The following is a 23,838-nucleotide window of genomic DNA, read 5'->3' as shown; positions in this document are numbered from 1 at the left end:
CTATGGCCGGACGGAAAAGGCAACTGGCGATTTGCCGCGCGTTTAGCGGAACGCGATGATAGTGAACGCTGCAGTCTGCTTTGGCGAGAGGCCGCCGGAAGGGATGATCTCCTGTACGATCCAGCCCTCATCGGCGAGTTGGTTAAGTCGCGACTGGAGGGCGGCGGCGGCGGCGCGGCCGTAATCGCGCTCGTCGGCCACCAGGCCAAGCGGACGGACTTTTGCGTCCCGCCAGCTTACGTAAAACGCCGCAAACTGTTTCGACATGGCACAGGTTATCCTTCTGTCGTATAATAGCCTTATTCTTGCATGATTGCCATTCAAGCTTCGGGCCGTGATTTGAAGGCCTTGTTAAGTGTTGCACGTCTCAAGAGACTAGGGAATAAGACCCCCCGATGGCGGAACCCGGCGTAAGCAGTGCAGACAGTTTTTCCTCCGACGGCGTTCGCCGCCGGGCGCCGATAGCGCGCGCGCTTTTTGGCGATGTGGTGCAATTCATAGACTTCATGCTTGTGATCATGTCATCCGTAGGCGTTGCTTTCTTCTATCATACGTTCTGGCTGGAAACGCCTTTTGATTTTCAAAGTTACGCCGCCGCCGGCATCATGGGCGCGACGGTTTTTACCGCCTTGATGCGCCGTGACGGCTATTATGATTTTGAACAGTTGATTTCGGCCGAATGGTCGCTCCGGGCGATTTTTTCGCGCTGGGCGCTGACCGTGCTGGGGCTTTTAGCATTCGGTTTCGCTTTAAAAATCTCGGATGAATTTTCCCGCGTCTGGCTTTTTGCCTGGAGCGGTGTCGCGCTCGGGTCAGTCATCGGCGTGCGTTATGCGGCCGTAGCGTTCGTACGCCGTATGAGCCGCGATGGCGGCGTCTTCGCGCGCCGTGTTGCGGTGGTTGGCGCAACATCGCTCGGCGCGAAATTCGCTGAAATGGCGGCGGATTCGCCCGCCGGTATCTCTATTGTCGGCGTTTATGATGCAGAGCTGAGCGACCGCGGCGATACCCATTTGTCAGGCTCGAAAGGAAATCTCGGCGACCTGGCAACCGCCGCGCGCGGCGGGGAGATCGATGATATTGTGATTGCCGTACCGCGCGCTGCGCCGGAAGATATGGCGAAACTCGTTCGGCGCTTGTCGATCCTGCCGGTTTCGATCGCCATCTGCCCCAACATTCATTGGCTTGATCACCTCGGCGGCGCCATTACTGATGTCGGTGGCGTGCGGGTACTGTCGCTGTACCGGCGCCCGCTTGAGGGCTGGGGCGGCGTTATCAAAACAGTTGAAGACTATGTGCTGGGCGCGCTCGCGCTGATTGCCTTGTCGCCGGTGATGCTCATCATCGCTCTCATTATTAAAGCGCAGGGCAAAGGGCCAATACTGTTTGCGCAGCAACGCCATGGCTTCAACAACGCTGTGTTCAAAGTCTATAAATTCCGGACCATGACGGTCGCAGATGATGGCGACGTGATAGAACAGGCAAAGCCCGGCGATCCCCGCATAACGCCGATTGGCAAGATATTACGCCGGTATAGTCTTGATGAGTTGCCGCAACTCTTCAACGTCATCAAGGGCGACATGTCTCTGGTAGGACCGCGTCCGCATGCGCTGGCGCATAATCACCAATACGCCAGGATGATCGAGAATTACTCAGGCCGTCATAAGGTCAAGCCCGGCATAACCGGCTGGGCTCAGGTAAACGGTTTTCGCGGTGAAACCTCGGAAACCGAGCAGATGGCGGGGCGTGTGCGCTATGACCTTGCCTATGTCGACAACTGGTCGCTCTGGTTTGACATTAAAATCCTGATTTTGACCGTCCGGGCGGTGGTTTTTCCCAAAAACGCCGTTTAAGACCCGGGGTTGATGATTAAGCGGCCGGCGGGTGCCGGGCGCGATTGCTTGCTCAGGATATTGTTATGCGCGTCACTATGATCGGCACCGGCTATGTGGGCCTCGTGTCCGGCGCCTGCTTCGCAGACTTCGGTCACGATGTGGTTTGCGTCGATAAAGACGAAGCAAAAATCGACAAACTCGAACGCGGCGAAATTCCGATTTACGAACCCGGACTCGAAGCGCTTGTGGCCGAAAACGTCAAAGCCGGGCGACTGTCTTTTAGCCTCGACCTTGCTGCGTCTACACCGAACGCGGATGCGGTCTTCATCGCGGTAGGCACGCCGTCGCGTCGCGGCGACGGGTTTGCAGACCTTTCTTATGTCTACAAAGCGGCGGAGGAAATCGCCCAAGTGATGGACGGCTACACTGTTGTCGTCACCAAATCGACCGTGCCGGTCGGCACCGGAACGGAAGTCGAAGAGATTATTAGAAAAACCCGTCCTGATGCGGCGTTTTCCGTCGTCTCAAATCCTGAATTCCTGCGAGAGGGCGCCGCGATTGAGGATTTCAAACGGCCTGACCGTGTCGTTGTTGGTGCTGAGGACGAGCGCGCGCAAAAAGTCATGCGAGAATTATACAGGCCGCTTTATCTCAACGAGACGCCGATCGTCTTTACCAACCGTGCAACATCGGAACTGATAAAATACGCAGCAAACGCTTTCCTCGCGACCAAAATTACGTTCATCAACGAAATGGCTGATCTTTGCGAAAAAGTCGGCGCCAATGTTCAGGAGGTGGCGCGCGGTATTGGCCTTGACGGCCGTATCGGTGGCAAGTTCTTGCACGCCGGTCCTGGCTATGGCGGTTCTTGCTTCCCGAAGGATACGCTGGCGCTGGTGCGCACTGCGCAGGTGAATGAAGCGCCGACGAAAATCGTCGAAGCGGTTGTGGATATCAATGACGCCCGCAAAAAGAAAATGGCCGATCGCGTAATCGCCGCTTGTGGCGGCAGTCTTAAAGACAAGACGATTGCGGTTTTGGGCCTCACGTTCAAACCCAACACTGACGATATGCGCGATGCGCCGTCACTCGATATTGTGCCGGCATTGCAAAAGGCCGGCGCGAAAGTGCGCGCCTTTGATCCGGCAGGCATGAATGAGGCGAAAGAACTGTTAGGCTCTGTCGAATATGTAGAAGGGCCATATCAAACGCTGGATGGAGCAGACGCTGTGGTCATCATCACAGAGTGGGACGAATTCCGTGCGCTTGATATGGATCGCGTCAAGTCGCTTTTAAAAGCGCCGATTATGATTGATTTGCGTAATATCTATCGACCCTCGGAAATGGCCGAGGCGGGTATCGACTATCATTCAATCGGAAGGCCTTGACCAGAACGCTTTTAAGCGGCGCGAAGCTTTTTGAGAACGGGATTTTTTCTCTTGGCGCCGCGCACTGGCGTCGCGATATCAAGCTTCGCACGATCCAGAATGTCTGATGTCACCATCGGCGCTTCGCTACGGAATAGCGTTTTTCCGTCAGCATCGACATAGATCACATAGAAACCGTCTTCAGCATCAAGCGCATGCCGCAGCAAAGCCGGATCTAGCCAGTCAATCGCTTCGCCATTCTGTCGCGGCTGGTCATCGCCGTAAACTTCCATCACCGTGACATCGTTTCGGATGAGCGCCGCAATCGCAGGTTTCAGTAACCGGCGCTGCATTTTGCATGCTGGATGGTTCGAATATGTGCCGATAATGAAAAGCGTATTGCGGGGCGAGAATTTTTTGACCGTTTGTGTCTTGCGCAATGACGCGCCGATCTCAGGAAGCAGATTTGGACGCACGGACGCCACCGCGGCGATGACGCCGAAGACGAGGCAGGTCGCTATGATGGCGAACGTTAGCTCCATAACCTGTGGAAAGTACCGTTTTGTCCTTGCTGGTGCGTTAATTATACCGGAATTCCAACCATAATGCAGGATTGAGAACCGACTATTCCAAGTTTTTACCCGCAAAATCAGCAAGTTCCGCCGTTAACAATTTATGAATAGCATGCACGGAGCCCCGGCAAAAGCGGCATAGCTGTTGAGGAGAGCGGCTCAAATCAGTCGTTTTGGAGGGGGCTTTCATCTGCAGAACTGAGCATTTCATCATAGAGACCCTCGGGCAGCGCCCGCATTCGCGCGAACATGATTCCTGCAATGATCAGCATGGCGACGCCGACGGCGATGAAGGCAAGACGCGGGTCCACTCCGGTTGCGGTGATGGCAAGGAGTGACAATGATCCAGGTATTGCGAATGCGGCGTTAGCGAAAGCGCTGGCAGCCATGATCCGGGCACGGACGGCTGGCGCGGCGCGCCTTTGCATCGCTGCTTGTAACGGTGCGATATAAACACCCGCGAGTGCGGCAGTGAGAATTAGTATGAATGTAAGGCTTAACCCCGACGCGCTGGAAAAAAACGAGGCCAGGCTTACCGGATTGGCTTCACTACCTGCGGCGAGGGGCGTCAAACAATAGACAAGGAAACTCGCAACGCCGGCGCAGGCGATAGCAAGGGTTGAGGCGCCAAGGCTCGACTTTGCCTTCGGCAGGCTTGCAGCGGTCACGGCGCCAATTCCCGCGCCAATGGCGAATAATCCGTTGAGCGCCGCCCAAACCAGCGGTTCAGCATAAAGCGCATCGCGGCCATAGAGCGGAATGATGACAGTGACGGCAGTCGAGAGGAGATAAAAGACGCCAACCCCCAACAAAGGCGGGGCGACGCCGCGACCCTCGAATACGAATTTGAACATCCTGACAGTTTGCGTGACGCCGTTAAAGCTGAGCTTCAGATCCGGCGCGTTCGCCGCAGCTTTGGGGGTGCGCAGGGCAGCCAGAAAACCAATGCTCGCCGCGCTGATCAAAACAGCGCCAACCATGAAACCGCCGCCCTCCTGAACAATCAAGGCGCCGCCCGCCATGTACCCAAGAAGGATGAACGTAAAGAGCCCCGCATTACACAAACCATTCCCGCGCACGAGTTCATTGGGCTTTAGATATTTCGGCATGGCGCCAACGCGCACAGGCGAGAAAAACGCGGACTGCGCGCCCATCGCGAATAACATGGCGATGGCGAGCCAGCCGATGCCTGACGCAAAGGCAATTGCAGCGGTCAGCATCAGCAATAGTTCGGCGAATTTTGTGCGCCGGAACATAAACGCTGTTTCATACTTGTCAGCAAGCTGTCCCGATACTGATGAAAAAATCAAAATCGCTAACGGCAACAAAGCGCCAATAAAGGGAAGAGCATTGTCGGCGTCAGTAAAAAAGGGCGTCGTGATAATCCCTGCCGGAATGCCGATAAGGAGCGCCTGACGCAGCGTGTTGTCTGCAAACGTGCCGAAGGAAAGCGCTGTCCACATGGGCCAGAAACGCCTTTGAAAAAACAACGGCGTCTTTGCGGCTTCCTGAGAAGTGGTTTTGTTCAACTGGTCTGTTTCCCCGGGTCGGGCAAAAGGGCGCCGATCTCTACCCCTTGCGGGCGCTCCTCGCCTAGAAGCTCAATAGAGCGCGCTTCGATATCGCGCTCAAGGCGGGCCATGAACGTCTCCTTATCAAGCCCCGGCGCGATCGGCGGCAGGAACTCGACAACGGCCTCTCCTGGCGTCAGTCGCCAGCTCTGTTGCGGCCATCTGAGCCCGAGATTGGTGGCGACCGGCACGGCGGCGCAACCATAGACGTGGTACATATGATAAACGCCTTTTTTATATCGGTAGTGTTGGCCAACAGGCGCAAGATGACCTTCCGGATAAATCAGAATGCGGCGGTTCTGGCCTTGCGCTTTTTTCAGTTCTGCATCCACAAGTCGCGCTCGCGCATAGGCGCCGCCGCAATTGTCCACCACAATCGCGCCCATCTTGCGCAACAGCCCGCCCACCAGCGGGAATTTTTCGAGATGATCGCCAGTGACAAAGGCAAGATCGCGAAACTGCGAAAACATGACGAACCCGTCGCCCCAGCTTTGATGTTTCGCGGCGATGATGCATGGGCCGTCCGGAATGTTGTCTCTGCCTTTTATGCGGATTTTGATCCCGGCAATAGCGCGCATCCAGAACATCATCGTCCGTGTGTAACCGAGTATCCAGTACATCAGCGGCTTGCGACTGGGAATAATCACGAGTGGGATGGCGCCGATGACGTAAAAGATCGATGTCAGCCAGTATGCAGCCTGAAACACTAATGAGCGAATAGTGATCAGCATGGATTAAGCCTTCAGCACTGCGATGACAGCGGCGCTCAGTTCAGCTTTACGATTGGTAAGATCATCTTCTATGCGGCCATATATTTTGTGGAGCGCGGTTTGCAAAACAACACCTAGCGCGTTAGCGGCTTTGAACGCCGCGTCACCGGCGGTAAGCTCGCCTTTCTTCATCGCATCGGCAATTATTTCTTCGACGAGCGAAACCGGGTTGTATTTGTGAGTGCGTTGTTTTTCTTCCTTAAACGGAAGAAACCGGTGCGTCGTTAAGAGGTGGTAGGCAAACAACGTCCAATCATCATCTGCAATGTGCGCATAGGTGGCGACAATTGCTTGCGCTTTTTCGTCTATCCCGTCTGCTTGATCCGCCGAAGCGTGAATTTCATCAGCGAGATGCGTGTGTATGGCGAAAAACATCGTTTCGGCGAGCGACTCTTTGCTCGGATAGTGGCGGTATAACGCCCCTTCGGAAATGCTGCTTGCCTGGGCGATCTCCCGCGTAGTGACGGCGTCAACGCCCTTTTGGCAAAAAAGGGTGAGGGCGGCTCGTTCAATCCGGGCTTTTGTGGTCCCGGCGGCGGCGGTGACGCCGCGCAAATCCTCGACTTGCCTGTCTGCCATTAAAATTCCTTTCATGCCCGGTCGTGCGCAATACGCTCTCAGCGCAAATGTTCCCGCCGTGGGCTCAATCTGCTGTTCCCGGAAGCTCAACAATGCTTGGGAACGAGGCCATAACTGAGTGAACGCTCACCTTGAATTTCTCTCAACTTTGTCGCATTGGCGCATAAATGTCAAGTGAGCGCTCACTCAGCTACTTCTGGCGTTCGAAAAAGGGGAGGCATTCCTCAAGGGGCAAGGCGTGAGGGGCCGCTGAAGTAAGCAGATATGGTTTTAGTGGTTTAAAGCCGCGCAGAGCTGGCTATGCGCCAGCGCCCTTTACCGCCTGGACAATCGGGGCGGTGACCTGTTCCGGCAGAGTCACCGGCGGGCCTTCATAGGTGATCGGCGTCCAGTAAAAGCCGGATGGATTATGGTCCCCGGTGCGATCAACATCCTCGATATCAATCTCGCCATATTTTTCTGAAATAATTTTGGTTACGTTGCGTGTGGCGCCTTCACGATTCCACTCGATGAAAACGTCGGGCAGGACATCAATAAAAGGACCATCATGCTCATAGGGCATGCAAACAACGCGTTTGACCAGAGGCGCGCCAGTACCGGCGTTTTTAAAGGTTCTCACCGCCTCGTCGATTTCACGGACAACAGCGTCATACTCGGCCCCGCGAGTAACGATGCCATGCTTCTCGCGGCCTTTGACATTTATGCGTACAGCGCCGGCATTGTCATTATGCGGAATAGCAAAGAAACGTCGTCGTTCATACTCATGATTGGCGAAGCGCCTGCGAATTGAACGCGCCAGCGGGGCCAGCTTCCTGCGTAAGTTGAGCGGCAGGAATGAGCGGTAGGTTTGCCGCGCGGTTTCTGCGCCGGATTTCGGCGCGCCGACGCCAAGGTCAATGCGCCGGATCATTTCCTCTGTGGCGCTGTTTGCAGAAACCAGCATCTCCATGCCCGGACCGCCATAGATGAAAACCTTTGCGCCTTCGCCAGCGGCCTCTATGACCCGTCCAACCGCTTCATCAAGACGGCGGTAACACTCCCTCAACGGCTCTTTTACATCCTTGGCGAGCTGCGCGTCGTAGCGAGGGTGGTTCGGATCATCCAGGTGGTAGAAATAATGACCCACGTCGTGCGCTTCCGCATAGCAGGTCATGAAAAGATCCCACTCCTTCTGCGCCAGTTTTTCTTCGCAGAATTTTGTCTTCGCTTCGATGCGCTGAAAAAGGTTGCTGAGATATTCATTCTGGTCTTCAGCCGTTACGCGAGGCTTGGACGCAAATCCACCGGCAGCCGAGTCGCCGTTGAAAAAGCGGATTGTTTCTTCCTTGAGCGTTTCCGGCAAAAAGACTGTATCGGTCAGCGGATCATGACCAGTCCAATTATCGATCAGGAAACCGTTCTTCAATGGTTTCGGCTGCAACCGATGCCAGTCAATAACACCAACTGAAAAGCCTTCGTCATCGAGCGTATTCCAGAACGGAGTGATCTCGGGAATGGAAGAATCATGGTTCGGCACGATGTCGTAGGTGTCGGGTTTGAATTGCATGTAAAAATAATGGCCGTGATGGGCTGGGCCTGCGCCGATGGAAGCTGAATTCCAGAACTGCGCGGCGCCCATGGCGGCATCATTTTCGAAATTAAAAACGCGAGAGGACGCTTTCAGCCGTGCAAAAACCGGCAATTCGCCGTCCGCGATCATGGCATCAATATAGGCGTGATCCGCCCCGTCAAACCCAAATACTAACGTCTTCGCCGTCATCGCCCCGCCTGCAAAACACTGGTTACATGGAAAAAAGCAAAGTTCTCGCCAACAGATACAACAGTCAATGTTAAAACGCTGATAAGCCGCGCTTATGGTTAACGCGGAGTTTTGCGAACCGTATTCATAACAATATCCGCGACAGCGGCAGGCCGTACAGGCGATGATAAAACACTGACGTCTTTCGGCGTCCAGAGCACGCCATGCTCATTGTGATCACCGGTACGCACAGGCAGCGGCACATCGATTTCGCCAAACCGGTCTGAAATAATTTTTGCGACCCCGCCGCAACGGTCAGCGCGTTCCCACTCGACAAAAATGTCCGGCAGCAGATCAAGGTGCGGGCCGTCATATTCATGCGCCATGCATATAACGCGTTTGACAAGAGGGCGCTCGTCGCTTGCAACTTTAAAGCTCGCCAATCCGGTTGCGATCTCTTCCACAAGCGCCTCGTATTCGGCGCCTGGCGAGATGACGCCGTATCGTTCACGGCCTTTTTTGTTGATGCGAATGGCGCCTGCGCCGCCTCCGTGAGGCAATGCAAAGAACCTGCGGCGGCGATATTCGTGATCGACAAACCTGCGCCGTACGGCACGCGCAAACGGCGCGATTTTGCGGCGCAATTCTGGAGGCAGAAATGAACGATACGCTTCTTTTGTCACTTCAGCAGCCGATTTCGGCGTCTCGAACCCTAAATCCATGCGCCGTGTGATTTCATCCATGGCTGTATTGGCGCTCGTAAACGGCTCCATGCCGGGACCGGCAAACATAAAGACATTTGCGCTTTCGCCGACAGCATCCAGCATGATGCCGACAGCCTTGTCGAGCGCGCGATAGCATTGCTCAAGGGGAGCTTTGATCAACGCTGCGGCGTCAGGATTGTATAATGCATGACGTTCATCCTGCAGGTGGATGTAGTAATGACCAATATTATGCGCTTCAGAAAAACAGGCGACGTAAAGGTCCCAATCCTCGCGCGTCATGTGATCGGCAAAAAAACGAGCCTTAGCTTCGATCCGGCCGATCACGCGGTCGAAGAAATCTTTTAATTCTTCCGGTGTTTCGCGAGGACGGGTGGCGAAGCTTTCCGCGATTGGATTATCAGTAAGATATCCATCTGCGAGTTTGCGCAACGCCTCTGATGAATATACGGCGCCAGTCAGCGTTTCATGCGGTTGCCATCGATGAATGAACGCGCCGTGTTTCAGTTTTGCAGTCGGCATTTGGTACCAGTCGATGACAGCGACGCGGTATCCTTCTTGATCGAGCGACGCCCAAAATGGCGTGACTTTTGGCATGCCAAGTTTAGAGCCCAGGACTGTGTCATACGTGCGCGGGTCGAATTGAAGGTAGAAATAATGCCCGTGATGGTCAGGTCCCCGGCCGATTGCGGCGCACTTCCAGAACTGGACATTGCCCTGGCCAGGGTCATTCTCAATCAGCTGGGCCATGGAAGAGGCCCGCAGTCTTGCAAAATGGTGCAGATCGCCCCGGGCGATCATCGATTCGATGAATTCGCCGTCGCCGCCGTCAAATCCGAGCAGAAGCGTCTTAACCGCCATATTCTCGCGCTTTCAGTCCTTGAATTCAGGGTTCCCTGGCCCTGACGAGAAGCAAAATCCCGGCCACAAGGCGGGTGAGGTCTGTTCTGTCCAGAAGAAAGTGTTAATGGGCGGCTTTGACAGGCTCGGAGCGGATGATTCGGGTGTCCAATGTCGCCCGGGTGGGCGCTCTCTCTTTCGTCCGCATTGCAACGCCCTTGTGGATCGCTATATATCCGCCGACTTCACAAGGCCGGGTGGGGAGTTGTCTCTACCCATAAGGTCACCAATCCTCAGGGAGAATAACCCGCATGTTCATTTCGCCCGCTTACGCGCAGGCCGCTGAAGGCGCCGCCAATCCCTTGATCCAGATGGCGCCGCTCATCGTGATTTTCGTGATTTTTTATTTCCTGCTGATCCGTCCGCAGATGACGGCGCGGAAAAAGCACATGGAGATGGTCTCAAATGTGCGCCGCAATGATGTGGTCGTTACTCAAGGCGGCATTATCGGCAAGGTCACCAAGATTCTCGACGACAATGAAGTGATGGTTGAGATTGCCGATAACGTCACGGTCAAGGTGGTGAAAGCGACGCTTTCCGATGTGCGCACCAAACCGCAGCCGGCGGCGAACGATCAATAGGCTGAATAAAACAAACTGAGCGCGGATTACGCCGCGCCGGATCGGGGTCAGTGATGCTTCAGTTTTCAAAATACCAGACCGCAGGCGTGGTTTTGCTGATGGTGCTGGCGGCGTTGTTCGCCGTTCCGAACCTGTTAAGCGAAGAAACAAGAAACAATCTTCCAGGTTTTCTGCCAAAGGGTACGATAAATCTTGGCCTTGATCTGCAGGGCGGATCGCATCTGTTGCTTGGCGTCGATACGGAAAAAGTAATTGATGACCGGATGCGCTCGATGATGGGTGACATTCGCCGAGAAATGCGCCCGAATAACGCCGCTGGCCGTGAGCGGATTTCCATCGATGGGCTGACCTTTAATCAGAACGAAAACATCATCACCCTGCAAATCGCGAATGCTGACCAGTCTGATGAAGCGGCGGACCGCGTGCGCGATCTGACGCGCGGCGTCGGTGGGGCGCTCATGCTTGGACAGCGCGACTATACGGTCAGCGCCAATAATCAGCGCATCGAAATTGTCATGACGCCGGAAGCCGAGGTGCGCTACTCGACCGAGGCTGTGCGCGACTCTATTGAAGTTGTCCGGCGGCGGATCGACCCGGCCGGCAACAAGGAAGTGTTGATCGCGCCGCAGGGAACCGACCGCATCGTGGTTCAGGTGCCTGGGGACAACGACCCGCAGGCGCTACAGGCCCTGATCAACAGGACTGGCCAGTTGAGTTTTCACCGGCATGATCCGACAGTCAGCCTTCAGGACGCCATGAATGGCCTCTTACCGCCGGGACGGATATTTGTGCCCTATGGTGAACTGGCGGGCACGTCTGGCGCACCGGGTCTTGTCCTTTACGAAGATGCGGAAGTCACCGGTGATATGGTGCAGACGGCCTCGGCGGGTCCGAATGCGGACGGCGGCGGGTTCCAGATCAATTTCGCTTTTGATCAGCGCGGTGCACGCCGGTTTGCCGACTATACGCGTAACAATATTGGTTCTGTCTTCGCCATCGTTCTCGACAATGAAATTATTTCAGCGCCGACCATTCAGTCAGCCATCACCCAGGGGTCTGGCCGCATCACCGGCAGTTTTTCAGCCTATGAAGCGGCAAACACCGCTTTGCTGATCCGTTCGGGCGCGCTCCCGGCAGAGCTGCAAACGCTGGAACAACGATCTGTTGGCGCGCAACTTGGCGCCGACTCGGTGGAGGCGGGCGCCAAGGCGCTGATCATCGGTTTTATCGCCGTTATCATCTACATGGTGATCTCATACGGCCGCTTCGGCATCTATGCCGACATAGCCTTGGTGGCGAACGTCATTTTGATCGCAGGCGTTTTGTCGCTGATGGGATCGACGCTGACGCTGCCGGGTATTGCCGGCATCGTCTTGACCATCGGCATGGCGGTTGACGCGAACGTCCTTATTTTTGAACGCATCCGTGAAGAGTTGCTGGCCGGCAAAACGCCGATCAAGGCGGCGGAGACCGGTTATGACAAAGCACGGTCTGCGATTATTGACGCCAACATCACAACGTTCCTTGCGGCGCTCATCATGTTCCAGCTTGGCGCAGGGCCGGTGCGCGGGTTTGCGATTACGCTTGCTGTTGGCGTCGTCACGTCGGTCTTCACAGCTTATGTGCTGACCCGGCTGTTCGCGGGCGGCTTTTTGCTTTCCAAACGACCAAAAGAAATCACGCTTTAAGGGGAAGAACCCATGTTGCTCAAACTCGTCCCCGATCGCACGAATGTCGGATTTATCAAACTTCGCTTCGCCGCGTTAATCCTGTCATGCATCCTCGTGGTCGGCTCTATCGCCGCGCTCTTTACGATTGGCCTCAACTTCGGCGTCGACTTCAGAGGCGGCGTGACGATCGAGGTTGCCGACTCCGAGCCGATTGATATCGGGGCCGTGCGAACGGCGGTTTCCGATCTGGGTCTTGGCAATGTCGATGTGCAGGCGATCCAGGACTTCGCCGGCGCCGATGAGGCTGTGTTGATAAAAATTCAACAACAAGAGGTTGAAGGAGCGGAGGCTGACACTGACGCTAACGAAGACGCCCAGCAACAGGCAAATGAACTGGTGCAGGAAACGCTCAGAAATTTACTGGGCGATGGCATTGATTTCCGGAAGATTGAAGTCGTCGGCCCAACTGTCTCCGGCGAGCTCATCCAGAAAGGCGCCATCGCCGTTGCGCTCGCCATCGCCATGATGCTCATCTACATCTGGTTGCGGTTTGAATGGCAGTTCTCGCTCGGCGCCATCGTTGCGCTCGTGCACGATGTTGTCATCACACTCGGCATGTTTGCGGTGACGCGGCTTGAATTCAACCTCGCTATCATCGCCGCGATCCTGACGATCGTTGGTTATTCCATGAATGACACCGTGGTGGTCTATGACCGGGTTCGTGAAAACTTGCGTAAATTCAAGCAAAAACCCCTGGCGGACCTTCTGGATCTTTCGATCAACGATACGCTGTCGCGAACAGTCATGACGTCATTGACGACCATGCTGGCCTTGCTTGTTCTGGTTATTTTCGGCGGCGAAGTCTTGCGGGGCTTCACGCTTGCCATGATCTGGGGCATCGTCATCGGAACGTATTCGTCCGTTTTTGTTGCATCGCCATTCCTGCTGACCACGAACGTGAAGCGCGATTGGTCAAAAGTCTCCGCGCAGACTGCCTAGGTGCTGACTATCCTGCTGCATTAAAAAAAGGCCGCCATTTTGGCGGCCTTTTTCTTTGAATTTAATTTCAGCAGCTACACCTTCGACAGATTTTCGTTCACAAAATCCCAATTGACGAGCTTGTTCAAAAACGCGGTCATGTAGTCCGGGCGCCTGTTTTGATAATCGAGGTAGTACGCATGCTCCCACACGTCCATGGTGAGGAGCGGGGTGGCGCCGGCATCCGTCAACGGCGTTTCGGCGTTCGACGTGTTAGTGACATCAAGCTTGCCATTCTTGGCAATCAGCCACGCCCATCCTGAACCGAACTGGCCACCGCCTTTTGCAGAAAAAGCTTCCTTGAAATCATCGACACCGCCAAAATTTTCCTTGATAGCGGCTGCGATATCGCCTTTTGGCTTGCCGCCGCCGCGCGGGCTCATGGAGTTCCAGTAAAAAATATGGTTCCAGGATTGCGCTGCGTTATTAAACAGCCCCTGATCGCCTCGTTCGGCTGCGGCGCGCACAATATCTTCCAGCGACGCATCATCCAGTTCAGTACCTGCAATCGCTTTATTGGTCTTCGTCACATATCCGCTGGTGTGTTTGTCATAGTGAAATTCAACAGTCTTTTTCGAAATATGCGGCGCCAATGCGCTTTTCTTGTAGGGAAGATCGGGAAGCGTAATCGCCATCTCAAATGCCTTTCTGAATTTTACACGGTCACGAAACAACGATTTAGGAGATCGGTTCCGCTGACGCCATGCTGATGCGTCGAATTGTTGCGGCTTCCAGCTAGATTTGCACGGAAATATCGCGCCAGTCCATTCAGTCTGCCACGTGATGTGCTAAGCGACGCATAAAGCGCAATTTTTGCAGTGGCTATTAGCATGAACGATGCAACCGCAGGATCAGCCGGAGACTACTGTTCCAACCTTGTTCGCACGCAGGACGAAGATAAATGGCTTGCGAGCGGCTACGCCCCGCCGCCATTGCGCAACAAATTGCGCGCACTTCATGCGTTCCATGTTGAGTTGAGGCGCATACCGTCCGCCGTCAGCGAGCCGCCTCTAGGAGAAATCCGCCTGCAATGGTGGCGTGACGCGCTTGAAGAAATCCGAAACCACAAACCGCCTCGCGCGCATCCTGTTGTGGAAGAAATTGCTGCCGCTGGGTTGGCGGATGTAAAATTCGCAAGGTTGTTCGAAGAAGCGATCGATGCCGGCGCCGCGCCGCTTTATGGCGTGCCGTTTCCCGATGTGGATTCCCTGAAGCAATGGTTCGCGCAAGTTGACGGGGCTTTCGATGCCGCCGCCGTCATGCTTGCCGGTGGCGATAATGAGTTATCCGACGCAGCGCGATTGGCTGGGGCTGGCTTGTCGCTCGCGCGGGAGGGGCGTGCCGTCGCTCCATATCTTGCTGACGACGTAAGCTGTCTGGCGAATAAAATCCGTACGGAAACAAGCGCTGCGTTGGCATCGGCGCCAGCGTCGATTGCGCCGGCATTGCTGCACTTGTCGTTGATAAAATCTTATACGCGCCATGATCGAAAACCATTTCCTCTCCTGAAAAGAGTACGGCTATTCACGGCGATGGCTTTCGGAAAATTCTAACGCCGGGCATTACGTGTGATGTTCGATGTTTTGATCAATCAGCGCCTTGTTATAGGCTGCGAGCGCCTTCACCCGTGACAGATAGCCGACAATGACGCTTGGTTCGTCTGCATCAACAACCGGAAGCCCGTGTTCTTCCGCCTCGTTCAGCTTCGCCAGCGCTTCGCCAAGCGAATGCCGTGTTTCCAGCCGGTCTGCATCGTCAGAAAGGGGCGCGCCGGGCGGCATCTTCTCCATCACCTCCCGTACGCGGATGGTTTTCAGAATAATGCCTTGCGGGCCTTCTGAAAGGTCGTAGCCGCGCCGTGAAAGCTGCCAGTGGAAGAATGATCGCCCGCACAGCCATTGCGTTACCAGCGTGGCGATGGCGACCGCCACCATCAGCGCGATGGTGATCGAATAATCGCCCGTCATTTCGAAGACAATCAGTGTTGTTGAGATCGGCGCGCCCAGGATAGCGCCGCTGGCGGCGCCCATGCCGATCATGGCGTAATAGACCGGGCTCGCCGCAAGGCCGGGAAAGATGACGCCAAGCATGCCGCCAAAGGCCGCGCCGGCGAAGGCGCCGATAACAAGACCAGGAGAAAAGACGCCGCCGCCAAACCGGCAGGAGAGAGTGATGGCGGTCGCGGCGCATTTCATCAGCACCAGCACCATCAAAAGATGTATCGCGTAATCACCACGCAAGGCTTTCGTCACTGCCTGATAGCCAACGCCAAATGTTTCAGGGAAGGCTGCGCCGATGAAACCGACGATGACCCCGCCGATGGGCGGCAACAGCAAATAGGATATGCCGCGCTTTTGTGCGAAGTCGCGCACGCCCAGCGTCATCCGTTCGGTTGCTTGCAAAAAACCGGAAGCGAGAAACCCGCAAAGCAATCCGAGGAGGGCGGCGAGGGGGACGTCAATCGTGCCTGAGGCGCCATATTCGGGAATTGTGAAAGCCGGCGAGTCGCCAAGGTGAATGCGCGTAACAATAGCGGCGGAAACACTGGCGGCGGCGATCGGCCCGAACACGGACAAGGCATAGTTCCCGAGAATAACCTCGAGAGCAAAAAGAACGCCGGCGATAGGAGCATTGAAGCTTGCCGAGACCGCCGCTGCGGCCCCACATCCGAGCAGCGCACGCCGTTGTTTGGCGTCGAAGCCTAGATAACGATTGATGATCGAGGCGATGGTCGCGCCAAGGTGGACTGCCGGTCCTTCTCGACCGGCGCTCGCACCGGCGCCCAGTGAGACGGCGGAAACAGCCGCCGTCGCCAGACCAGTGCGCAGGGAAACATGGCCTCCGCCGACGGCGCGAGCCTCTATAACGTCGGCGACGCCTTGAGGGCGTCCTGCTTCGAGCCATTTGAAACGGTCCGCCAGATAAAGCATCGCTGAAACTACAAGCCCGCCAATTACCGGGGCCATCCACGCTCGAAAAAAGTGCAAGGAAGAAGCGCCGCTGACAATGCCGCCTTCCGTTTCGCCAAATGCGAGGAGAGAAACAGCGTCAATGACATGGCGGAATCCAATCACGCCGTAGGCGGCGGCCGCGCCAATTATGACAGCAAACGCCCAGACTTTGTAAACGCCGTAACCCTGCACACGGCGCAGGACCTTTCGGGAGAAAATCAAAAACTTGGCGGCGTTCCGCGTCATGATCACTAGAACGGTTAACAAAGGTCGTACATATCAGCAATTCAGCAGATGTCTAAACTGGATGATGAGGACTCTCTTTTTATTGAGCCTCTAATCGTCAGCAATTGTTTAACGGCGAATTCACCCTGCTTTGCCATGATCGGCGCTGATCCTGAACCAAAGGCACGGGGACTTTTATGGCCGCAACAGCCGCGCATGCCGCCCGCAATTCAGCTGATAAAATCGATCCGTCTCGGGCGAGCGCTGCTTTAGAGCGCTGGCGCCGTGCGGTTGCGGACTCTATGGGCGGAGACCCAGGCGCGCCGCTTGACCAGCCTGACCGGCGATTGCTGATGTTAAGAATTTTTGGGGGAACACGGCGGCTGGGCGAATTGTGCGTCACGCATCCAGACGCGGCGGCGATAGCGCTGATGGATGGAGCCTCGCCGGTGTTGGCTGAGGCGGCCCGTGATTTGACCGCGCTCGATCGCGGCGTTGGCGGACCTGAAGCTCTGCATGCTGCACTGGCACCGATCAAAAACCGCGTCGATGTTGCAATCGCCATCGCGGAACTCAGCGGACAATGGAGCGTCGCCGACGCCACAGCGGCGCGCGTGGATTTTGCTGAACGCATGGTCGAAACCGGCATTCGCTGGCTTGTCCGGGCGGCGGTGAAACGCGGCGAACTTGCCGTTGAAGATCCGGATAATTTCCTGCGCGGTGTTTTCATTGTAGCTGGCGGTGACTTCGCCCACGAAGATTTATCGCCGCACGGGCCGCTCGATCTTGTCATTCTTTATGCGGAGGACGCCTTTAAAGGACAAGCGGCGCGCGGCGCCGATAGAATTTTTGTGCGTATTGGCGCGGAAATTCGCGAAGCGTTCGAAGGCAAGACAGGCGATCACCAGCTTTATGCGTTGCGCACGCCATTGGGTTCGGGTGTTGGTGGTGCAGGCTTCGCTGACAACGCCGCACGCGTGAAAGCCACTGCCGCTGGGCCACAAGCCGAAGCGCTTAAAATGTGGCTGGGCGGCGCGCGCGTGGTTGCCGGGGATCGCACAGCAGGCGGCGTTTTTCTTGAAGAGATGGAGGAGGTTGTCTGGGGTGAAAACCCAATTCCTTCGGAAGCGCTCAATGCCCTTGCTGAAGCCAGCGATGCTGATCCTCGCAGTGTTTTTCGCAAGGCGGCGGATATTTGCCGGGTTACGATTGGCGGTCTGCGTCCCGTGTTCCGTACTGCGTCAGCGCGGCAGATCTTTGAAACGGCGGCAAGCTCGCGGTTGCTGGCTCGCGATGTCGCCCGCCGTCTGGTCGCCGGTGAAGAGCTTGCACATGTGGCCGTCGCCCGGATGCAAATGATTAAAGGCTCTTGCACCGTCGAAGTGGAACGCGAGGACGAAAAATCTGCGCTTGCAAGGCTTTGTGGGTTTGCTGATTATGAAGGTCTTGATGCTGCGCTCAAAGGCGCGCAGACGGATGCGGCGAACACAGTAAAACGTCTGACCGGCGGGATCCAGGCGGAAATTGCGCTATACAGAAGTGGCTCTGAGGACGGTGATGCAGGAAAGCTTGAAGATCTCGGCTTCCTGAATGGCGCGGTTCTGTCCGCCGCCATTGATGACTGGACGCGATCGGCGCGCGGCATCGCAGGCAGCCAGAAGTTTTCCGCACTCGCGCCAGGACTCCTCACGGCTTTCGGCGAAACGCAGCACCCTGACGATGCTGTGCGTCTGTTTGATAAACTGTTGGATGCTGGTGGCGACAAGCACGATGTATTCGCCATGATGCGCGACAATGCCTATCAGCGCGACGGGCTGGTGGATGCATTCGGATCTTTTGGTTCGGTGATCGAGCCGCTTTTGAACACTGAAGAAGGTGCGGAAATCATACTCGACCGCCCGGGCGCTGAAACGCCACAGAGTGGCGGCGAATGGTTGGCGCGCTTCACCCCGCCTGCGCTTAAGGGCAATGACGCCCTCAAGGAACTTGCCGCCTGGCGCCGAGACGCCATCGCCCGCATAGCGTTCAGCGCGGCGAGCGGCGCCACGAATTTCGACGCCGCCGTCGACGCCCTCGATGCGATCCATATGAGGACGCTAACTGATGTATTCGAAGTCGCGCGTAAGCTTGCGCCGAAAGATGAAGCCGGCGCCGGGGACAAAATCGCACTCCATGTTTTTGAAGCGGAAGGCCCGCATTTGCCAGGAGTTGCAACCTATCTCGGATTTATCGCCCAGGACGCGGACAACGAAGGGAACGAAGCCTTCGCCAAGCGCTATCTTGCGACCCTGAGCGATCTTGATGACGGTGTCTTCGCAATCCTGCCTGACGCCAGCCATCGTCCGTCCGGCGTTTCGGGAACGTTGGCGCCTGCGGCGGCGGCTTTCAAATCATACGTGCAGTCAGAAGCTGTCGCGCACGAACAGATCATGCTGGCGCGGGGCCGCGTCATCGCGGGTGAAAACAAAATTGCCGAACAAGCGCAGGACGCGCTGCGTACGGCTGTCGCCGGCGCCCGCCGCGCCGATATTTTGTTCCGCGACCTCGACCGCGCACGCGCCCAGCGCATGCGCCGGGAAAAAGCGACATCGGATTGGGACATCGATCGGATCGAAGGCGGCCGTACGGATGTGGAATTGGTCATCAGTACTCTGATCTACAAACACGCTTCGGCGCATCCGTTTGTGCAGGACACGCATCCTGCTGAAGCGCTGGTCGCCATGGCGAGGTCCGGATTGATCACGGAAGATGCGGCGCAGTCGCTTGCTTCTGCGCGTGCATTCTGGGCGCGGCTCCAGTTGGTTCGTGCGCTATCAGGCTGGGCTGACCCGACGCGGACGCCTGTGCGCAAACGCTTTGGGGAACTGATCGCGCGCGCGGCAGGTGTTCAAAAGTTCGAGCAGGTACGTCCCATGATGCGCGGGTATGCTGACGAGGTCAGCCGTTCATATGCGCAACTTGTCTTGGGCCGGCCTTGCCTTGGGGCGATGCCCCAAGCGGCGCACTAATCGCTTGAGCTGCTGCTTTCTAGGATAAAAACGCGAATCGCGGATGCTAACCCCGGCGCTGGGTCCTGTTTCAGCCGGTTGCGATCGATTTCATAAACAAGTGAGGGAAGGGATCTCTCTCTCGCGACGGCGAGGTCTTCGAGCGCTGCCCAGAACTCTGCCTCCAGCGCGATGCTGGTCCGGTGACCCTTCAAGGTGATGGAACGTTTCTGCATAAAAAAGAACCGGCTTCCTCTCCCCCATGAGTGAGGAAACCGGTTCGGGCGCAAAGTGCAAGCAGTAAGAGGAAAGTTTAGTTCTTGGCCCAGTTGTCGAGGCCGTGCGCCCGGATTTTCGATGTCGCCAGCGTGACGCCGTCTATGATGCCCGCCATGTGAGAAACCGCTTCGGAATCGGCGTTCGAAAGATCAGTGCCCATGGCTGAATAAAGGGTTTCGATATCTACATCATGCGCAAACAGGAATTGCGCGAGCAGGAGCCGGAGCTGGCTTTCGGTTGGTTTCGCGTCAGACATTGGTATTCCGTCCTTGTCCCAAAATCATACTATGCGCCGCCGCAGTGTGAGGATCGCGGAAGCGTTCACATCAAGGTTAGGCAAGAACCGGTCCAGTTGCGCGGTTTAGTTTTTCACAGGCCAACCGCAGCCTATAGTTTGTTGTTTTGGCTTTGTTATTTAGGGCCAATCATCTTTTCCGGGCGGACAATACGGTCGTAATCGGCGGCGCTGATGAAGCCAAGGTTAACGGCTTCTTCTTTCAGGGTTGTCCCGTTTTTGTGCGCCGTTTTGGCGATCTTGGTGGCGTTGTCGTAACCGATTTCAGGCGCCAGCGCCGTCACCAGCATCAGTGATTGTTCCATCAGCGACTTGATGCGCGCTTCGTTGGCTTCGATCCCGACGACGCATTTGTCGGTAAAGCTCCGTGCTGAGTCTGAAAGCAATCTGATCGACTGCAGCGTGTTGTAGGCGATTACCGGTTTGAAGACATTGAGTTCAAAGTGCCCCTGACTGCCGGCGAAACTTACCGTTGCATTGTTGCCCATCACTTGTGCGCAGACCATGGTCAAAGCTTCGCACTGGGTCGGGTTCACCTTGCCCGGCATGATTGAGGAACCGGGCTCGTTTTCCGGCAACGAGATTTCGCCGAGCCCTGAACGCGGACCGGAGCCGAGCAGGCGGATGTCATTAGCGATCTTGAAAAGGCTCACCGCAACTTCATTGAGCGCCCCATGCGCTTCAACCATGGCGTCATGGGTGGCGAGCGCCTCGAACTTGTTCGGCGCCGTGACGAAGGGGAGTTTCGTGTATTCGGCGACTTCGCTCGCGAACATCTTGGCGAATTCCTTTTTGGAATTGACGCCGGTGCCGACAGCGGTACCGCCCTGCGCCAGTGCGTAAAGCGCGGGCAGCACAGCTTTGACGCGTTTGATCCCGTTCTTGACCATAGCGGCGTAGCCGGAAAATTCCTGACCAAGCGTTACCGGTGTTGCATCCTGCAAATGGGTGCGCCCGATCTTGATGATCTTCGCGAAGGCTTTTTGTTTCGTTGCGAGCTTGCCGTGCAGATGTTCCAGCGCGGGAATGAGCGTGTGAACGATTTCTTCCGCTGCTGCGATGTGCATCGCTGTCGGGAACGTATCGTTCGACGACTGGCTCATGTTCACATGGTCGTTTGGATGCACAGGGTCTTTCGAACCGATGACGCCGCCAAGAATTTCGATGGCGCGGTTGGCGACGACTTCGTTGGTGTTCATGTTTGACTGCGTGCCCGAACCCGTCTGCCAGACCGAAAGCGGGAAGTGGTCGTTCAGCTTGCCTTCGGCGACTTCTCGTGCAGCCTTTTCAACCGCCTTGCCGGTTTTCTTTGGTATTGATTTCAGCGCCATGTTGGTCCGCGCAGCGCTGAGCTTGACGATGCCGAGGGCGCGAACCAGCGGCGCCGACATGGTTTCATCGCCGATGGGAAAGTTGATCAGCGACCGCGCCGACTGGGCGCCGTAATATTTGTCTGCCGGTACGGTGAGGTTGCCAAAACTGTCGGATTCGGTGCGGGTTTTCGTCATCGCTATTGCTCTTTTTGAATGTAGGAATCGGGCGGGATGTTCGCGCGGGCCTTAGCACGCGCCATCAGGGCCGTCACCAGCGGGCATAGCCGTTTTCCTGTTGAAAACTCGTGTGTCGCGCGGGTCGACATTGAGAGAGAACAATGTGATATTCCCGTTTTGTTCTCTTTGCTCAGGTTTCTCTTTATGCCGGAAATTCTCATCACCGGAGTTGTCGTTTTTATCGCCGCCATTGCGGCCGGCTTCATCGCGCTGCGGTTTTTCAAACCGTCAGACAAGAGCGCAGCCGATTTGGAGACGTTGCGAAGTGAGAACGCGAAGCTGCAATTGGATCTTGCCGCCGCCGCCGCGGACCTTCGCCATGCGAAATCAGAAGTTGAACGTATGACGGAGGAGGCGCGAAGCCAGACACAACAGATTAAAGCGATCACCGAAGAACGCGACGCTCTCGACCGGCGTGTTGTGAAGGATGTTGCGGAACTTGAAGCGCTTGAAGCGCGGTTGAAAGACCTGCGCGATGCAAAAGATCAGATGGCGCTGGAGTTTAAGGAAGTCGCCGGCAAGCTCATGCAGTCGCAGAGCGAAACGTTCAAAACGCAGAACCACGAACAAATCGGCCAGCTCCTTTCTCCCTTGAAAACCAAGATTGAGGAGTTTGAGAAAGGCGTTGTCGCGTCTCACAAAGAAAGCCTGACTCAGCATTCTGCGCTGAAAGAACAAATTCGTTTGTTAAGCGAACAGTCTGCGAAGATGTCGAAAGAAACGGAAAACCTGACCCGCGCCCTGAAAGGCAAAGTGCAGATGCAGGGCGCCTGGGGAGAGATGATCCTCGAAACAATCCTCCAGCGTTCGGGACTGCGCGAAGGTGAGGAGTATACAAGTCAGGAAAGCCATACGGGCGAAGACGGCAAGCGCGTCCGCACCGATTACATTATCAATCTGCCAAACGGCGAACGCATTATCATCGACGCAAAAGTTTCTCTTCAGGATTTCGAAGGTTTCGTCAATGCGGAGGAGGAGACTGAACGAAAGGCGCGGCTGACTGGGCACGCGGCGTCTGTAAAAAATCACATTAAAACGCTGGCCGGTAAGGAATATCACTCACGCGCTGGCGGCAAGCTCGACTTCGTCATTATGTTTGTTCCGATCGAGGCGGCGCTTGGCGCCGCGCTACAGCATGACGGCGAGCTCGGGTTTTTCGCTGCTGACAACAAGGTCGCCATCGCCACGCCGACAACACTCACCATCGCACTTAAAACTGTCGCCGCCATCTGGCGTGTAGAGCGGCAAAATCAAAACGCTGCCGAAATCGCTTCTCGCGCCGGTAAGCTCTACGACAAATTTGTCGGCTTCCTTGGTGATATGAGCGAAATTGGCGATCGCTTGCGTCAAGCTGAAGCGGCTTATGATGGCGCGCTCAAGAAACTTTCAACCGGGCGCGGCAATATTGTCGGGCAGGTTGAAAAACTGAAATCCATGGGCGGCGAGGCGAACAAGACGATACCACAAGAATATCTTGACGCGGATGAAACGCCCTTTCTGTCGCAAGAAACGACTGCGACCTCAGACGAAGAAGCCGTGCACACGTTGAAGCGAACAGCGGCGGAGTAATTTACTTCTTCCGGAATGCGTCCAGGCTGACGACATCGGCGCCGTCATTTTCTTTTTCTGCGCTTTCTTCGTCGCTTGCCTCTGATGCCGACTCTGCTGAATTGTCCTGATCACCTTTTTCATCAGCCGGCTTTTCGTCTTGCTCTGCCTCTTCGTTTTCGGGTGCTGCCTGTGCGTCAAACCGTATGCCGAATTGGGCGCTGGGGTCAGCGAATTGCGTTACTGCGTCATATGGAATTTCGAGACGCGATTCCTTGCCTTTGAACCACAGCGTGACGCCGAAACCGTCATCGGAAACGGTGAGGTCCTCAAACTGGTGCTGCAGCACGATGGTCATCAATTCTGGATATTGTTCTTTCAGGTGATCAGGAATGACCACGCCCGGCGCTTCGGTTCCGAATTCGATGAAGAAATGATGTTCGCCCGGCGCGTCGCCGATCTCAGCGACAATGTTCAACACATCGCGCATCAAAAACCGGTAAGCCTTTTTCTGGGCTTCCTGAATAAGCTCGCTGTAATCAAGCTCTATGTCTTCACTCACGGGGGCGCCACCTTTTCGTATTATGACTGAAGGTTCTTTTAACGGCGTTGTTCACAATGCGCCAGCTTCAGTAGCCGTTAGCGGGAATTTTCCAAAAT

21 protein-coding genes are annotated in these 23,838 nt (G+C 55.9%); 8 read left to right on the top strand and 13 right to left on the bottom strand.

The genetic code is table 11. The annotated features are described in order from the left end of the window. Positions 1–42 precede the first annotated feature (42 nt). Positions 43–267: a hypothetical protein gene (locus PUV54_RS02665; protein ID WP_274493980.1), complete on the bottom strand. Its 225-nt coding sequence runs from the start codon at positions 265–267 to the stop codon at positions 43–45. Between the two features lie 128 nt (positions 268–395). Between PUV54_RS02665 and PUV54_RS02660 the strand changes: the two genes are divergently transcribed. Further along, a complete protein-coding gene (locus PUV54_RS02660; protein WP_274493979.1) occupies positions 396–1,853 on the top strand; it encodes an undecaprenyl-phosphate glucose phosphotransferase in 1,458 nt (485 codons plus the stop codon). Between the two features lie 65 nt (positions 1,854–1,918). Then, entirely contained in the window at positions 1,919–3,223 is a 1,305-nt protein-coding gene (locus PUV54_RS02655) for a UDP-glucose dehydrogenase family protein (protein ID WP_274493978.1), read from the top strand. 11 nt (positions 3,224–3,234) lie between these two features. Here PUV54_RS02655 and PUV54_RS02650 read toward each other — a convergent pair whose 3' ends face one another. The 6 genes from PUV54_RS02650 to PUV54_RS02625 form a co-directional block, all read right to left on the bottom strand. Beyond that, on the bottom strand, positions 3,235–3,744 hold the full coding sequence (locus PUV54_RS02650; RefSeq protein WP_274493977.1) for a hypothetical protein: 510 nt from the start codon (positions 3,742–3,744) through the stop codon (positions 3,235–3,237). Positions 3,745–3,938: 194 nt separating this feature from the next. Continuing rightward, positions 3,939–5,237 (bottom strand): acyl-[ACP]--phospholipid O-acyltransferase, encoded by a 1,299-nt coding sequence (locus PUV54_RS02645; RefSeq protein ID WP_274493976.1) that lies wholly within the window; start codon positions 5,235–5,237, stop codon positions 3,939–3,941. A 62-nt stretch (positions 5,238–5,299) separates the two neighbouring features. Further along, on the bottom strand, positions 5,300–6,076 hold the full coding sequence (locus PUV54_RS02640) for a lysophospholipid acyltransferase family protein (protein ID WP_274493975.1): 777 nt from the start codon (positions 6,074–6,076) through the stop codon (positions 5,300–5,302). A gap of 3 nt (positions 6,077–6,079) precedes the next feature. Beyond that, positions 6,080–6,694 carry a TetR/AcrR family transcriptional regulator gene (locus PUV54_RS02635; RefSeq protein ID WP_274493974.1) on the bottom strand — a complete coding sequence of 205 codons (615 nt, stop codon included), beginning with the start codon at positions 6,692–6,694 and terminating at the stop codon, positions 6,080–6,082. A 298-nt stretch (positions 6,695–6,992) separates the two neighbouring features. After that, the gene (locus PUV54_RS02630; protein ID WP_274493973.1) at positions 6,993–8,453 is read right to left on the bottom strand and encodes an alkaline phosphatase family protein; all 1,461 of its coding nucleotides are present in this window, start codon (positions 8,451–8,453) and stop codon (positions 6,993–6,995) included. 98 nt (positions 8,454–8,551) lie between these two features. Beyond that, on the bottom strand, positions 8,552–10,015 hold the full coding sequence (locus PUV54_RS02625; RefSeq protein WP_274493972.1) for a hypothetical protein: 1,464 nt from the start codon (positions 10,013–10,015) through the stop codon (positions 8,552–8,554). A gap of 290 nt (positions 10,016–10,305) precedes the next feature. On the opposite strand from PUV54_RS02625, the gene yajC reads away from it, so the two are divergent. The 3 genes from yajC to secF are packed head-to-tail and all read left to right on the top strand — an operon-like array spanning position 10,306 to position 13,304. Beyond that, entirely contained in the window at positions 10,306–10,635 is a 330-nt protein-coding gene (gene yajC / locus PUV54_RS02620; RefSeq protein ID WP_274493971.1) for a preprotein translocase subunit YajC, read from the top strand. Between the two features lie 53 nt (positions 10,636–10,688). Then, positions 10,689–12,323 carry a protein translocase subunit SecD gene (gene secD / locus PUV54_RS02615; RefSeq protein WP_274493970.1) on the top strand — a complete coding sequence of 545 codons (1,635 nt, stop codon included), beginning with the start codon at positions 10,689–10,691 and terminating at the stop codon, positions 12,321–12,323. A gap of 12 nt (positions 12,324–12,335) precedes the next feature. Further along, positions 12,336–13,304: a protein translocase subunit SecF gene (gene secF, locus PUV54_RS02610; RefSeq protein WP_274493969.1), complete on the top strand. Its 969-nt coding sequence runs from the start codon at positions 12,336–12,338 to the stop codon at positions 13,302–13,304. A gap of 74 nt (positions 13,305–13,378) precedes the next feature. Here the strand turns inward: secF and PUV54_RS02605 are convergent, their stop codons facing one another. Then, on the bottom strand, positions 13,379–13,978 hold the full coding sequence (locus tag PUV54_RS02605; protein ID WP_274493968.1) for a superoxide dismutase: 600 nt from the start codon (positions 13,976–13,978) through the stop codon (positions 13,379–13,381). A 195-nt stretch (positions 13,979–14,173) separates the two neighbouring features. On the opposite strand from PUV54_RS02605, the gene PUV54_RS02600 reads away from it, so the two are divergent. Then, entirely contained in the window at positions 14,174–14,896 is a 723-nt protein-coding gene (locus PUV54_RS02600) for a squalene/phytoene synthase family protein (RefSeq protein ID WP_274493967.1), read from the top strand. Positions 14,897–14,905: 9 nt separating this feature from the next. On the opposite strand, the gene PUV54_RS02595 is transcribed toward PUV54_RS02600, so the two are convergent. Continuing rightward, positions 14,906–16,540: a chloride channel protein gene (locus PUV54_RS02595; protein WP_274493966.1), complete on the bottom strand. Its 1,635-nt coding sequence runs from the start codon at positions 16,538–16,540 to the stop codon at positions 14,906–14,908. 176 nt (positions 16,541–16,716) lie between these two features. On the opposite strand from PUV54_RS02595, the gene PUV54_RS02590 reads away from it, so the two are divergent. After that, the gene (locus PUV54_RS02590; protein WP_274493965.1) at positions 16,717–19,527 is read left to right on the top strand and encodes a hypothetical protein; all 2,811 of its coding nucleotides are present in this window, start codon (positions 16,717–16,719) and stop codon (positions 19,525–19,527) included. On the opposite strand, the gene PUV54_RS02585 is transcribed toward PUV54_RS02590, so the two are convergent. The 3 genes from PUV54_RS02585 to fumC all read right to left on the bottom strand — a co-directional run bounded on the left by PUV54_RS02585 (position 19,524) and on the right by fumC (position 21,588). Continuing rightward, a complete protein-coding gene (locus PUV54_RS02585) occupies positions 19,524–19,742 on the bottom strand; it encodes a ribbon-helix-helix domain-containing protein (RefSeq protein WP_274493964.1) in 219 nt (72 codons plus the stop codon). The genes PUV54_RS02590 and PUV54_RS02585 overlap by 4 nt on opposite strands. 77 nt (positions 19,743–19,819) lie before the next feature. After that, the gene (locus tag PUV54_RS02580) at positions 19,820–20,041 is read right to left on the bottom strand and encodes a hypothetical protein (protein ID WP_274493963.1); all 222 of its coding nucleotides are present in this window, start codon (positions 20,039–20,041) and stop codon (positions 19,820–19,822) included. Positions 20,042–20,196: 155 nt separating this feature from the next. After that, positions 20,197–21,588, bottom strand: a complete 1,392-nt coding sequence (gene fumC, locus PUV54_RS02575) for a class II fumarate hydratase (RefSeq protein WP_274493962.1) — start codon at positions 21,586–21,588, stop codon at positions 20,197–20,199. 186 nt (positions 21,589–21,774) lie between these two features. Here fumC and PUV54_RS02570 point away from each other — a divergent pair, with 186 nt between their 5' ends. Then, entirely contained in the window at positions 21,775–23,199 is a 1,425-nt protein-coding gene (locus PUV54_RS02570) for a DNA recombination protein RmuC (protein WP_274493961.1), read from the top strand. A 1-nt stretch (position 23,200) separates the two neighbouring features. On the opposite strand, the gene PUV54_RS02565 is transcribed toward PUV54_RS02570, so the two are convergent. Then, the gene (locus PUV54_RS02565) at positions 23,201–23,740 is read right to left on the bottom strand and encodes an SspB family protein (RefSeq protein ID WP_274493960.1); all 540 of its coding nucleotides are present in this window, start codon (positions 23,738–23,740) and stop codon (positions 23,201–23,203) included. Positions 23,741–23,838: the final 98 nt, after the last annotated feature.

Origin of the sequence: Hyphococcus flavus, assembly GCF_028748065.1 — a bacterium.
GTDB lineage: Bacteria > Pseudomonadota > Alphaproteobacteria > Caulobacterales > Parvularculaceae > Hyphococcus > Hyphococcus flavus.
Note: the sequence above shows the minus strand (reverse complement) of the source record. Positions and strands in the feature narration are given on the sequence as shown.